This window comes from Streptomyces sp. NPDC005141, from assembly GCF_053599975.1.
In genome coordinates, this window is the sequence record NZ_JBSFYW010000024.1 from 32,787 (window position 1) to 45,157 (window position 12,371).

At 69.0% G+C, this 12,371-nt stretch carries 11 protein-coding genes and 2 tRNA genes; 8 read left to right on the forward strand and 5 right to left on the reverse strand.

Annotation, left to right across the window (positions count from 1 at the left end; translation table 11 throughout):
* Nucleotides 1-33 precede the first annotated feature (33 nt).
* Nucleotides 34-107: transfer RNA gene (locus ACWD68_RS20330), tRNA-Ile, on the forward strand.
* Between the two features lie 833 nt (nucleotides 108-940).
* Here the strand turns inward: ACWD68_RS20330 and ACWD68_RS20335 are convergent.
* Complete coding sequence (locus tag ACWD68_RS20335; RefSeq protein ID WP_451807809.1) at nucleotides 941-1,348, reverse strand: DUF6344 domain-containing protein; 408 nt, start codon at nucleotides 1,346-1,348, stop codon at nucleotides 941-943.
* Between the two features lie 328 nt (nucleotides 1,349-1,676).
* On the opposite strand from ACWD68_RS20335, the gene ACWD68_RS20340 reads away from it, so the two are divergent.
* Both ACWD68_RS20340 and ACWD68_RS20345 read left to right on the forward strand, forming a co-directional pair.
* Complete coding sequence (locus tag ACWD68_RS20340; RefSeq protein ID WP_003999697.1) at nucleotides 1,677-1,805, forward strand: DLW-39 family protein; 129 nt, start codon at nucleotides 1,677-1,679, stop codon at nucleotides 1,803-1,805.
* Between the two features lie 224 nt (nucleotides 1,806-2,029).
* Nucleotides 2,030-3,589: a hypothetical protein gene (locus tag ACWD68_RS20345; protein WP_451807810.1), complete on the forward strand. Its 1,560-nt coding sequence runs from the start codon at nucleotides 2,030-2,032 to the stop codon at nucleotides 3,587-3,589.
* A gap of 128 nt (nucleotides 3,590-3,717) precedes the next feature.
* On the opposite strand, the gene ACWD68_RS20350 is transcribed toward ACWD68_RS20345, so the two are convergent.
* Together ACWD68_RS20350 and ACWD68_RS20355 are read right to left on the reverse strand one after the other, a co-directional pair.
* The gene (locus tag ACWD68_RS20350) at nucleotides 3,718-5,952 is read right to left on the reverse strand and encodes a protein kinase domain-containing protein (RefSeq protein ID WP_451807811.1); all 2,235 of its coding nucleotides are present in this window, start codon (nucleotides 5,950-5,952) and stop codon (nucleotides 3,718-3,720) included.
* A gap of 129 nt (nucleotides 5,953-6,081) precedes the next feature.
* Nucleotides 6,082-6,630: a helix-turn-helix domain-containing protein gene (locus tag ACWD68_RS20355; RefSeq protein ID WP_028799374.1), complete on the reverse strand. Its 549-nt coding sequence runs from the start codon at nucleotides 6,628-6,630 to the stop codon at nucleotides 6,082-6,084.
* A gap of 181 nt (nucleotides 6,631-6,811) precedes the next feature.
* Between ACWD68_RS20355 and ACWD68_RS20360 the strand changes: the two genes are divergently transcribed.
* Nucleotides 6,812-6,884: transfer RNA gene (locus ACWD68_RS20360), tRNA-Ala, on the forward strand.
* 488 nt (nucleotides 6,885-7,372) lie between these two features.
* On the opposite strand, the gene ACWD68_RS20365 is transcribed toward ACWD68_RS20360, so the two are convergent.
* The gene (locus ACWD68_RS20365) at nucleotides 7,373-8,074 is read right to left on the reverse strand and encodes a DUF5324 family protein (protein ID WP_451807812.1); all 702 of its coding nucleotides are present in this window, start codon (nucleotides 8,072-8,074) and stop codon (nucleotides 7,373-7,375) included.
* A gap of 393 nt (nucleotides 8,075-8,467) precedes the next feature.
* On the opposite strand from ACWD68_RS20365, the gene ACWD68_RS20370 reads away from it, so the two are divergent.
* Together ACWD68_RS20370 and ACWD68_RS20375 are read left to right on the forward strand one after the other, a co-directional pair.
* Nucleotides 8,468-9,001: a peptidylprolyl isomerase gene (locus ACWD68_RS20370; protein ID WP_451807813.1), complete on the forward strand. Its 534-nt coding sequence runs from the start codon at nucleotides 8,468-8,470 to the stop codon at nucleotides 8,999-9,001.
* A gap of 163 nt (nucleotides 9,002-9,164) precedes the next feature.
* Nucleotides 9,165-10,070, forward strand: coding sequence for a rhomboid family intramembrane serine protease (locus tag ACWD68_RS20375; RefSeq protein ID WP_451807814.1), 906 nt, complete (start codon nucleotides 9,165-9,167; stop codon nucleotides 10,068-10,070).
* A gap of 291 nt (nucleotides 10,071-10,361) precedes the next feature.
* Here the strand turns inward: ACWD68_RS20375 and crgA are convergent, their stop codons facing one another.
* Complete coding sequence (gene crgA / locus ACWD68_RS20380) at nucleotides 10,362-10,616, reverse strand: cell division protein CrgA (RefSeq protein WP_451807815.1); 255 nt, start codon at nucleotides 10,614-10,616, stop codon at nucleotides 10,362-10,364.
* Nucleotides 10,617-10,758: 142 nt separating this feature from the next.
* On the opposite strand from crgA, the gene ACWD68_RS20385 reads away from it, so the two are divergent.
* Nucleotides 10,759-11,538 carry a DUF881 domain-containing protein gene (locus tag ACWD68_RS20385; protein WP_451807816.1) on the forward strand — a complete coding sequence of 260 codons (780 nt, stop codon included), beginning with the start codon at nucleotides 10,759-10,761 and terminating at the stop codon, nucleotides 11,536-11,538.
* 68 nt (nucleotides 11,539-11,606) lie between these two features.
* A complete protein-coding gene (locus tag ACWD68_RS20390; protein ID WP_451807817.1) occupies nucleotides 11,607-12,368 on the forward strand; it encodes a class E sortase in 762 nt (253 codons plus the stop codon).
* Nucleotides 12,369-12,371 lie beyond the last annotated feature (3 nt).

Sequence of the window (12,371 nt, forward strand, 5' to 3'; positions counted from 1 at the left end):
TCAGCGCGCGGGACACACACCGCAAAGCGCGGCGGGGCTATAGCTCAGTTGGTTAGAGCGCATCCCTGATAAGGATGAGGCCACAGGTTCAAATCCTGTTAGCCCCACAGTATGAAGACCCCCGACCGGATTCGGTCGGGGGTCTTTGCGTCTCCCGTGCGGAGTCCGTCACGAGGGTGCGGGTGCCTTGGCCGCCCATGAACGGTCGGACGGAAGCCACCGCCACGAGGACGATCCCTTTGAGCATGGGAAGTCGGACGTGAACGCGAGAAGCCGGACGGGTCCGTCAGGTGGCGGGTCCTGCTCGCGGGGATCGTGCTCCCTGGGCGCCGGCTCGGGATGGTGCGGGTGGGCGGGCGTTCGGGCATCGGAGTCGGTGAAGGCGCCGAGGCCCGTGCCCGCGGGCGCTCGTGACGCCCGCCTCCACCGCCCCTGGCGGGCGTTCTGCCGAAGGAGCCGGTACGCGAGGCGTGGCGCGCCGGAAGGCTCACAGAGGGCGGTTCACAGCGGTGCAACGTCGAAGGCCCGGCGACTCGTCCGAGTCGCCGGGCCTTTGCCCTGGGTGCTTTGTACGCAAGTTCGCCGCTACGTCAGGGTGTCAGTGAGGGGTTGAGGGTGGTCTAGCGAAGGGCCACGTGAAGGGGTGCGTGTGCGAGGAGGGGACGCGAGGGGGCGCGAGGTTCGAAAAGGCGCCAGGGAAGGTTCCCCGTGCTTTCCGTTCGCGCGCTGTGCCGGGGAGTTGTCCCGCTGCCCTGCCGGGGACGGTGTTCCGTGCCGGCCACTCGTGCTCGGCCAGGGACGGTGTCCCGTGCCGGTCGTCCGAACTCGGCCAAGGCCGGTGTTCTGTGCCAGTCACCCGTACTGGGCCGGGGACGGTGTTCCGTATTCACCGCCAGGCCTGTACCGACTTGGACTCCTCGTGCGGTGCTCCCCGCGCGTCTCAGCGCTGGAGCGGCGCTACGGCCGTGAGGGGCGTCAGAAGCTCCGTGTCGGGCGCTGCGAGGGTCTCGGGCTCGGAGCAGGCATTGGGGCCGACCAGGCCTTCCGGATCGCCGAGGGCGGGTTCCGTCGTCGCGTCGTCCACCGGTGCGCGGTGGCGGCAGCTGGGCGAGGAGCCGTGTGCCTCGGCGCGGATGCGTTGCTTCATCGTGGGGGGCAGGGCCCGACTGTAGGACCAGGCCGAGGGGGCCATCGCCGGGGCCGTCACGGAAGTCTCGGTGTTGCGGGCCGAGCCGGCCTGCGGTACGGCGGCGGCCGCGGTGGTCGTGATGAGTCCGAGCGTCGTGCACAGCGCCAGGAAGGCGGTGATGACGGCGGTCCACAGCTTCATGACCTTGTTCTGGGTCACGGCCCCTCACTTTCGGGTCGGGCGATTTGCGTACTTTCCTCATGATGTGTATGCAGGCCGCGAAGTGGTGGACCAACGCCCGTGGCGCGTTGATGTTCAGATGAACACCACCCGGATGGCCGCAAGAGACCGGAAAAGTCCGTAGATGCCCATGAAAGTCACTTTCTGTGATGTGTGATCACGCTGAGATCGGTGTGGCCGTATCCGGTTCTACTGCTGTGTGCGGAGCCGCAGTTGAGGGCCGATCCAGGTCACCGATCGATATCGGTCGGTGTGTATAGTCGGGCGCCAGAGGTCCCCTAACGTCAACGAAAGACGAGGTCGCGCGGTGAAGAAGCTTCTCCTGGTCGCACTGGCCGCCATCGGCGGGCTCCTCGTGTACCGCCAGATCCAGGCGGATCGCGCCGAGCAGGATCTGTGGACGGAGGCGACTGACTCCGTGCCCACGGGTTCGTGAGTACCGACAACAGTCTCGGAGCAGACCCCGGCCGCCTCGCGGTCGGGGTTTTGTGTTTCCCGGAGCCCCTTCGCTTCACGAAGGCAAGCGAATCGGTTGCACAGGCATGAATGACGGCTTGCGGCCACTGCCTTTCGGCCGCTCCCACTGATAGCTCGGGTGCCGCGGTGGCCGACGGGGCAGGATGGTCCGCGCCAGGGGGCTACGACGAGGGGTGGCGCGTGATGGGGCGGCGCACGGAGGGCAGGCGTGCCCAGGGCCGGTGTGCGAGTTCGTGGCACGGCCGGATGCTCACGGCCACGGCGGCAGCGGCCGCGCTGTGCGTGAACCTCGCGCCCGCGGGTCCGGCCGCCGCTTCCGAGCCCGCCGTCGCGCGGACCACGGCCGAGGACGCGAGGACGGCCACCGACGGTACGCCCGGGCCGTACTCCTTCGCGGAGGACGCCACCACCGTCAAAGGCACCGCGGACACGACCTACTCCGTGCGACTCGAGCCGGGCCACGCGTACAAGAGCTCCATCGGGCCCGCGGGAAGGGACGGCAAGCTCTACTACCGTCTCGAACTCGACGCCGCCTCCAGCGCGTACGTCGCCGCCACCGCCGTCCCCCGGTCCGGCGCGACGGTCTCCTACTCGGACGGCCTCAAGGTCTCCCTGCAGGATGGCAACGGCCGCAACTGTTCCTCCTCGGGCACCGCCCACTTCGGCGCCACCCAGAGCCCGCACCCCATCGCCGCCTGGGCGTCCCGCGAAACGGGCGGCAAGCGGTACACCTGCCGGACGGCGGGAACGTACTACGTGGTCGTCGAACGGTCCGGAGCGGCGGGGACGTCGAGGACCACGGACTCGGCCGCCACGGCGCCTTCCTCGTCCCAAGCCTGGGACCTGGAGCTCAGCTATGTCTCGGAGCCCGGTCTGAAGAAGGCGCCCGCTTCGACGAGTGCCCCGGAAATCTGGAACTCCGCGTCGCCCGACGCCCTAGCCGGGGTCTCGAAGCACCGCAGCGGCGGCGCCGGGTTCAGCAGGGCCCGCTCACTGAGGCAAGGAGTCTGGGACGACGAGATCAGCCCGGGTCAGACCCGCTTCTACAAGGTGCCGGTCGACTGGGGGCAGCAGTTCTCCGCCACCGCGGACCTGGGCAGTTCGGGCCGTGGCGACGGCTATGTGGGCACCGCCCTCACCATGTCCCTCTACAACCCCGTGCGCGGCTTCGTCGACGACGTCGGCTCCGGATACGACGGCAGCCAGCGCTCCGCCGCGCTCGATCCCCTTCCTCCCGTCACCTACGAGAACCGCTTCGCCCTCAACGACCATGTGAGCGGGATGCGGTTCGCGGGTTCCTACTACCTCGTGGTCCATCTCGCCGCGCAGGTCGCAGACCGCTTCGGCGAGGGGCCCTTCGGGCTGACGCTGCGGGTGCGCGTGGCCGGAGCGGCGCGGACGGGACCCGCTTACGCCGGGGCGGCGAAGCCCCGAGACGTGTTCGACGTTCCGGCGGGGGACTCCGAGGACGCGACCGATGACCGCACGGCGGGTGGCACGGCCGGTACCGGCGCCGGTGGCAGCGGCGACGACGGCCGGAGCGGCACCATGAAACTGGTCGCCGCGGGCGGCATCGGCACGGGAAGCCTGCTGATGCTGACGCTGGGGATGTGGACCGTGGCCGCGCGCCGCCGGGCGGTGCGGACCCTCGAGACCGCACCGGAAGACGCGGATACCGCTTCGGCGCAGTTGCCCACACCGGCGCCGGCGCCTTGGGAGCACGGGGCGCCACGGGGCTGGTAGCTCCTCGCCCTGATCGCGGGGCGGGTGAGGCAGAGCCTTTCTTGGGCCGAGGCTTCTCCCGTGGGCTGCGGTGGCGGTCCCGCCCGGAACCGCTCGCGTTGCCTCGCAGGCTTGGGTCAGTGTCCGGATCAGACCTGGGTCAGTGCCCAGAACCCCACCGCGAAGCAGGCCAGCGCGAGCAACAGCATCGGCACCGCGACCTTGGCGGGCGGCCCCGGGCGTGGCCGCGCGCGCCTTCCGTGGCGCCCCGAAACTGCCCCCGTCCGAGGCGGAACCTGGAGGGACCGAGCGGTGTATGAAGCAGTAGAGGCGTACGCGTGCTGCTGCATCGCGGCGGACGGGGCCGGGGGCCGATAGGGGGAGGGCACTTGCGTAGGAGTGGGTGTGGTCGGGGACGTAGGCGTCGGGGTCGGGTCGAACGGCGGAGGGTAGAGCTGAGCCGACGTCGGCAGGGGGAGCGGGACCGAGGTGGGGGGAGTGGGCGTCTGCGTCTCCTGCCACGCCTGCTGGGGCTGTTGCTTCGGTGGGTACTGGAACTGGTGGGCTGGAAACTCGACCTGCTCCTCCCGCCGGGAGCCGGTGAAGGCGGCGGGCTGCGGCGGCGGCAGATGGAAGCTGCCGGTGTCCGACATCGAGGACGTCTGGGGAGTGGTCCCGTCGGCGAGGTCCGGAGGTGTGTCGCCGGGGGCGGCAAGAGACCGCGCGTCCTCGGAGGCGGGCCGAGCCTGGACGCCGTCGCCGACGGGGAGTCGCCCGCCCTCGCGGTCAGGATGAACGTGCGCGTCCTCGGAGGAGGGCTGAGACCGTACGCCGTCCTGAGCGGGCCACGGGTCCAGGGCGCCCTGGACGGAGCTCTGCTTGCCGTCGCGGGGACGGGATTCCGGGAGTACGTCCCTGGTACCGAGGTCCGGATACACCCCCTCGGCACTGGGAGTCGGCCGGACGTGCCCCGGGACGGACCCCTGCGCTCGCGAGCCACGTTCAGAGCCGGATGCCTCGTCCGGAGTGGGCACGGAGGCCGAGGCAGGAAAGGAGCGGGGGTCGGGGGCGGCGCTTGGGCCGGAGCCGGCGCTTGGGCCTGAGTGGGGCTGGGAGTCTGGGTCGTGGTCCGGGCCGGAACGTGGGCCGGAGTCAAGGTCCGAGCCGACGCCCGGGCGGAAGCCAACGCCGGAGCCGGAGCCGGAGCCGGAGCCGGAGCCGGAGCTGGAGCTTGGGTCGACATCGGCGCCAGCGCTGGTATCGGCGCCGATGCCCGTGCCGGTGTGCGTGTCGATTGCGCTGACTATGCCGTTGCCCGTGCCGCCGCGCGGAGCGGAATCACGTGGGGAGTCGGAGTCCGTGTCCGCGAGGGTGCCGGAGCCGGTGTCGGTGTCGGGCCACGAGGGAGTGTTGTCCGAGTCGAGTCCGGGGTGAGCGGCCGTGGTGTCCCGATGTCCGCGAGAGGACAGAGTCCGTGCGCTGACTCCCGAAGCGGTCCCCGGCTCCAGGGGGCCATCCGGACCGAACCCCTCGGGCAGCGGCCCGAGTTGGTCGAAGACCTCGATCAGTTCGTCGTCGGGGCCGGGCTCGGGGAGCAGCTCGACGGCTGCGGCAAGGGCCTTGCGCGCCCCTGTGGCGGTGCGGAAGCGAGCGTGCGGATCCGGTTGGAGAAGCATCGCCACGACCTGCCACAGAGGCTCGGGTATGCCCCGCGGGGCGGACGGCGTGCCGTGCTCGGCGAAGTATTCGATCAGCGCCTTGGCATCGGGCTTGGCGCCTTCCAGGAGGTACAGGGCGACCAGACCCGCGGCGAACAGATCGGCGGGGAAGTCGGGTTCGGAGCCCAGCATCTGCTCGGGCGCGAAGTAACCCGGCGTTCCCACCACGTAGTTGGTCTCGGTGAGCCGCGGTTCGCCGAGCCGCATCGCGATGCCGAAGTCGGACACGCGCAACCGTGGCCGCGCCGTGCCGGTCGCTTCGAGGAGCACGTTGGCGGGTTTGATGTCGCGATGCACGACCCCCTCCGCGTGCACGGCGGCAAGGCCCGCGAGGAGCTGGTCGATCAGCGTGCAGACGAAGGAGGGAGGCAGTGGGCCGTAGTCGTTGACCAGGTGGACCAGGGAGCCCCCGGCGACCAGGTCCATGGTGAACAGGACCTTGTCGTCGTCGGCGGCCCAGCTGGCGGGAGCCAGTACATGCGGATGGTCGATCCGCAGCGCCTGCTCCCGCACGAATCGCAGCAGCGCGTGCGCGTCGCTCTGCTGCAGCACCTTGGCGGCCACATAGCGGCGCCGCCGGTGGTCCCAGGCGCGCCACACCGCACCGACTCCCCCGCGCCCGATCGGGTCGACCAGTTCGTACCGGCCTGCGAAGACCTCACCCATGGTCGTGCGTCGCTCCCCTTCGGCGGTCGGTCCGGAGACCTCTTCCGAGGCGCCCGGCTGCCTGACATGTGGCGGCTGGAAGGTTTCACGGGCCTCCAGCGCCGGGCGGTCGGCGGCCGGGCGGTCGGCTCAGCTCTGGTGGGACTGGTAGTGCGCGACCGCGTCGGAGGTACGGCCGGCGCCGTAGACCCGGAGGAACTCTGCCAGTTCCGGGTGGGTCGGGGCGAGGGTGTCCGCCGCGTCGATGATGTCTCCGGCGGCTGCCACCGAGCGCAGCAGCGACTGGATCTCGCGGACCACCCGCTTGACCGTCGGGGCTCCCGAACTGCTCGTGGACTGCGTGGTGTTGCTGAGCACCGATCCCCCCTGGGACTTCTTGATCTCGTCCATCCGCTCGGTCGCCTCGGCGGCGCTGACGCTCCCGTCGGCGACCTGTCCCGCCAGGTCCTGCAGGAGCTGTACGCGCTGGACCACCGCGGGGTTGCCGATCTTGGCACGCTGACCGCTCATCAGCTGCGACAACATGGGTGCGGACAGGCCCAGCACCCCGGCAAGACGCGCCTGGTTCAGACCCAGGTCCTCTATGAGCCTACGGAAGAGCGCCCCCAACGGCTCCCCGTACCAGTTCCGCTGCAGCTCCCGGGCTCTTGCGGTTGCTTCCTGCTGTGCGGCGTCCATTGCGTCTCCCCATCGCTTCCCCAAGTACCGCGGTTCGCGACAGCGAACCACGTCGAGCATCTTACGGAGAGTGGTCGTCCACGGGGAGCCCCATCTTTTTGCGAGATCCCGGGGGTGACCCGGTACTCTGGTCTGCGGCGCCCGTCGACAGATGGATCCTGTGGTCGGACGCTCCTCTTACGGGGCCTTAGCTCAGTTGGTAGAGCGCTGTCTTTGCATGGCAGATGTCAGGGGTTCGACTCCCCTAGGCTCCACATCTCGAACCGGTCAGACGCCCGACAAGGGCGGCTGGCCGGTTTTTGTATGTCCCCTTTTCGTCCGGGCGCGGGCCTGCCGTGAGACGGTTCCCGGACCGGGTGGGGGCCGGCGCGCGGGCCATCGGTGACGTGTGTCACAGGGCGTGGCTTTGCAGGCGTTGCAGTCCTTTGCGCAAACGGATGGCCGGAGCGAGGCCTGTGGCTCCGCTGTGCGGGCGGCGGGAGTGGCGCCGGCGGACCGAGAGGGCGGCCGGGGCCCTTGTGTGAGCTGCCGCGCAGGCTGCCGAGTAACCGGTTCGGCGCATTCCGTCAACAACATCTCCACGGATGCTGCACACCAGGACCGTTGCAAACGTCATCGTGAGCCGTGCGGGTAAATCCGCCCCGGGGCGTTCTCGACCCGCCGCTCCGCCGTTCCACGTGCAACATCGCCGCGGGGCAGGAGACCGTCAAGTCTCCTGCCCCGCGGCGATGTTGGGTCGGGTTCAGCGGCGGTCGTCGCGCTCCGCCGCCTCTTCCTCGGCCTCCTTGGCCTGGACCTCGGGGTCCAGGGCGGACTGGCCGCTGCCGTCGACCGACGTGAGACGCCCGTTCTCGGGCACCTCGGTCGCGGCCGGCGGTTCGACGAGCCAGTCGGGGTTGGCCTGCTTGTCCCACCACTTCCAGGCGGCGAAAGCACCGCCCGCCAGAATCCCCAGCACGGCCAGCCCCTTCACGAGACGGCCGGCCCTCGCCCGCCGTTCGTGCTTGCGGAGCAGCTTCTGGATCTCCTGCGGTGAGACCTGGCCGCGCAGTGCGGCGATGGCGGCCACGCCGCGTGCCGTGGCTTCCTCCCGAACGGGCTGGGCCGCGGCCACCGCCTGCTCGATCCTCGGCTTGGAATAGTCGGCTGCCTGACGAGCCGCCTTACGGGTGCGGACGGCCGCCTCCTGGGCGACCTGGTCGACCTTCGGCGGCACATGGGTACGGGCCTGCTCAAGGCGCGGCGCGAGATGGGCGTCGTACTGGACGCGGGCCTGTTCGGCGGCCTGCGACACCTTCGGCGCGAGCCGTACGCGTGCTTCGCTCGCGTAGTACGAGGCCCTGTCCTTGGCCGTGTCGGCGTAAGGCGCCACCACTTCCGCGGCGTGCAGCACGCTGTCCTTCGCCGAGCCGGTCGCGGCGCGCACGCTGTCGATGCGGGTCACGGGTTTCCTCCTCCTCGGTGGCGTACGTCGGGGGTTTCAGGTACCCCCAAAGACACAGAGTTCACCTTTCCACCCCTATGGGGATCATGCCCGCCCGATTGGTCCGGGGCATGTGAGAGCGGGCATCCGTGTCACGGGTGCCGACTCCCGGGGACTCCCGAGACGGAGCCGGTCAGGTGTCGATCAAGTGAGATAGCGGATTAATACGGGGCAACGGGAGCTTGTCGTCGACAATGCCACGGATCGCCTCCGCTCGCCCCCGTCCCGGAGCGACTCGACCGGTTTTCTCGAAAGGCGATGTCCGCATGTTCGTGCGGAGGTGGCGGTCGGGGGCTGAGCAGGCCGGTCCGTGCGAGGATCGGAGAGTCAAGAGAAGGCAACGGAAGGCAGATCGTGGCCGAGCAGCTTTACGCCACCCTGAAGACCAACCAAGGCGACATCGAAATCCGGCTCCTGCCGAACCACGCGCCCAAGACGGTCCGGAACTTCGTCGAGCTCGCCAAGGGTGAGCGTGAGTGGGTCAACCCGGAGACGGGTGTGAAGTCCACGGACAAGCTGTACGACGGCACGGTCTTCCACCGGGTGATCAGCGGTTTCATGATTCAGGGCGGTGACCCGCTGGGCAACGGCACCGGCGGCCCCGGCTACCAGTTCGAGGACGAGTTCCACCCGGATCTCGCCTTCAACAAGTCCTACCTGCTGGCCATGGCCAACGCCGGCCCGGCCACCAACGGCTCGCAGTTCTTCATCACCGTCTCCCCGACGGCCTGGCTGACCCGTAAGCACACCATCTTCGGTGAGGTCACGGACAAGGCCAGCCAGAAGGTCGTGGACGCCATCGCCGGCGCCCAGACCAACCCGCGCACCGACCGCCCGGTCAATGACGTCGTCATCGAGTCCGTCGTGGTCGAGACCCGCGAAAGCTGAGCCCGCGCCGGGTTCTCCCGGCCGTGAGCCAGAAGGAGACCGAAGGGTCCCGCAGGGAACCAAACGCCCCGTTCATCCGTAAGGATGGACGGGGCGGTGCCTTGCGCACCCGGACCCGGTGTGAGGGCGTGCGAGCCGCCGTACGGAGATTGAGGGGGACCCCATGGACCAGCCGCCCGGCAGCCCGCAGGGCCCGCGTGATCAGGGACCGCAGGACGCCCGGAACCTGCCCGGTTGCTACCGGCACCCGGACCGTGAGACCGGTGTCCGCTGCACCCGCTGCGACCGGCCGATCTGCCCCGAGTGCATGGTCAGCGCCTCCGTCGGCTTCCAGTGCCCCGACTGCGTCCGCGGCGGCTCCGGCACCGGCCATGCCCCGGCGGCCACCCAGCCCCGGACCCTCGCGGGCGGCACGGTCGCCTCGGACCCCCGGCTCGTCACCAAGGTGCTGATCGGCCTCAACCTGGCCCTCTACCTCGTCCAGGTCTCGGTGGGCGACGCCTTCACCGACCGCTTCACCCTCTTCGGCCGTGCCTGGCTCTCCGGTGACATCCAGGGCGTGGCCGAAGGCCAGTGGTACCGGATGCTGACGTCGATGTTCCTGCACAACAGCCCCGTGCACATCATCTTCAACATGCTCAGCCTGTGGTGGGTCGGCGGTCCCCTGGAGGCGGCCCTCGGCCGCGCTCGCTTCATCGCCCTGTACTTCATCTCGGGCCTCGCCGGCAGCGCGCTCACCTACCTCGTCGCCGCCCCCAACCAGCCGTCGCTCGGCGCCTCCGGCGCGATCTTCGGTTTGTTCGGTGCCACCGCGGTGCTGATGCGCCGGCTCAACTACGACATGCGCCCGGTCATCGCCCTGCTGGTGATCAACCTGATCTTCACCTTCGGGTGGAGCAACATCGCCTGGCAGGCGCACATCGGTGGTCTGGTCGCCGGTGTGGTGGTCGGCTACGCGATGGTTCACGCACCGCGCGAGCGGCGGAACCTCGTCCAGTACGGGGTCTGCGCGCTGATGCTGGTCGCGGTGGTCGGCGCGACGCTGATCAGGACCGCTCAGCTCACCTGAGGACGCCGTGGGCTCACCTGAGAAGTGATGTTGTCCACAGACCGTGGCGGATCTTGTGCACCTGGCGCGGGAACAGCTGTGCCCCCTGTCACTGACCCGAGTTTCCCCAGGTCGGACAGGGGGCGAACAGGTTTGCGGATGCCGGTTAGATCAGTCACACCGGCGTCAACCGCGGATGAGTTATCCACAGATCGTCTTTCTTTTCCACCTGTGGACAACTGCTGTGGATAACTCAGGGGAAAACCGTGGGCAGAGCTGCCGGCCAGGCCGTTCCCGAGTGAGCGAAGGCGGTCACTTCCACTGCGTGGAGACGCCGAATCCGGCCGCGATGAAGCCGAATCCGACCACGATGTTCCAGTTGTCGAGCGCGTCGATCGGCAGGGAGCCGTCCGTCACGTAGAAGACAACGATCCAGGCGAGACCGATGAGGAACATGGCCAGCATGACCGGGGCGACCCAGGTGTTGCTGGTCAGCTTGAGGTTGGTCGCCTGCTTCGCCGGGGGCGGCGTGTAGTCGGCCTTCTTGCGGATACGTGACTTCGGCACGAGGGTCTCTCCTGTCGATGCGCTGCGTGGCCGCGCAGGGAACTGGGGCGGGCTCCGGGGCAGCGTACAAGGGGACACTGAGTGCTCCCCCGGGCGTCCGTTAGCGTAGTGCTTCCGCGGCGCCGAAGGAGATAAGGGTACGTTGAGCAATTCTGCCGACTCCCCCAGGACGGATTCCAGTCCTGGCGATACGCGCCGTTTCCGGCCCGTACGTGTACTGACGGCCGCCGTCTTCGCCCTCGCCGGCCTCATCTTCTTCATGAGCTTCGATACGGCCAAGGGTACGAACATCCGTACGGATGCGTCCATGCTGAAGCTCTCCGACCTGATTCAGGAGCGGAGCCACAAGAACGCGACGCTGGACGAGTCCAACGGCACCCTGCGCGACGACGTGGACACCCTCGCCGGTCGCGAGGACGGCAGCAGCGAGGCCGAGGACGCCAAGCTCGCGGCGCTGGAGAAGAACGCGGGCACCCAGAAGCTCAAGGGCAAGGCCGTCACCGTCACGCTCAATGACGCCCCGCCGAACGCGACGGCGAAGCTTCCCGGCTACCCCGAGCCGCAGCCCGACTACCTCGTCATCCACCAGCAGGACCTTCAGGCGGTGGTGAACGCCCTGTGGCAGGGCGGCGCCCAGGGCATCAAGGTGATGGACCAGCGGCTGATCTCCACCAGTGCGGTGCGCTGTGTCGGCAACACCCTGATTCTCCAGGGCCGCGTCTACTCGCCTCCGTACAAGATCACCGCTATCGGTGACCCGCAGAAGCTCCAGAAGGCGCTCGCCGCCTCTCCGGCCATCCAGAACTACATGGTCTACGTCAACGTCTACGGGCTCGGCTGGAAAGTCGAGGAGGACGGGACGGTGACTCTTCCCGGCTACTCGGGCACAGTGGATCTCCACTACGCGAAGCCCGTGGAGTGAGCGCCTGACTTCGCGGGGCAGCGGGCGAAGCCTGTGGAGCGAGCTGCCGCCGGGGGGACCTTGTGTCGGTGCGAGTGGTCGTCAGGACGATCAGTGAGCTGTGCATCACCGCCGGCACCCTGATCGTGCTCTTCGTGATCTACGTGCTGTTCTGGACCGGTGTGAAGGCCGACAGCGCCATGGACCACCAGATCGATGTGCTCGAGAAGCAGTGGTCGAAGGGAGCGGCGGCCCAGGAGTCGACGGCACCGCCGGACTCCTCGGGATCCGCGGCCCCCTCCGGCACCGCGGGCTCCTCGGGCGCCCCGGGTGGCGCCGGCGCCACGGCAACCGAGGGCCCGAAGCCGCCGGGCCCCTACAAGTACGGCGGACCGTTCGCGGTCATGTACATCCCCCGGCTTGGTTTCACGTGGAACAAGCCCGTGCTCGAAGGCACCGCCACGCAGGTGCTGAAGAAGGGGCTCGGCCACTACCGGGGCACCGCCCAGCTCGGCCAGGAGGGCAACTTCTCGGTCGCCGGTCACCGGCGTACGTACGGCGATCCCTTCAAGGACTTTCCCGAGCTTCGCCGCGGTGACGCGGTGGTGCTGACGGACGGGACGACCTGGTTCACCTATCGGATCGACAAAGGCCCCTACAAAACGGTGCCCTCCGACATTGAGGTGATCGACCCTCTGCCACGTAAGTCCGGGTATACGCGTCCGGGGCGCTATCTCACGCTGACCACGTGCGATCCGGAGTGGGGCCACAGTCACCGGTTGATCGTCTGGGCACACCTTGACTCCACGCAGCCTGTGGAGGCAGGGAAACCGGCGGCTCTGCGCCGTTAGTCT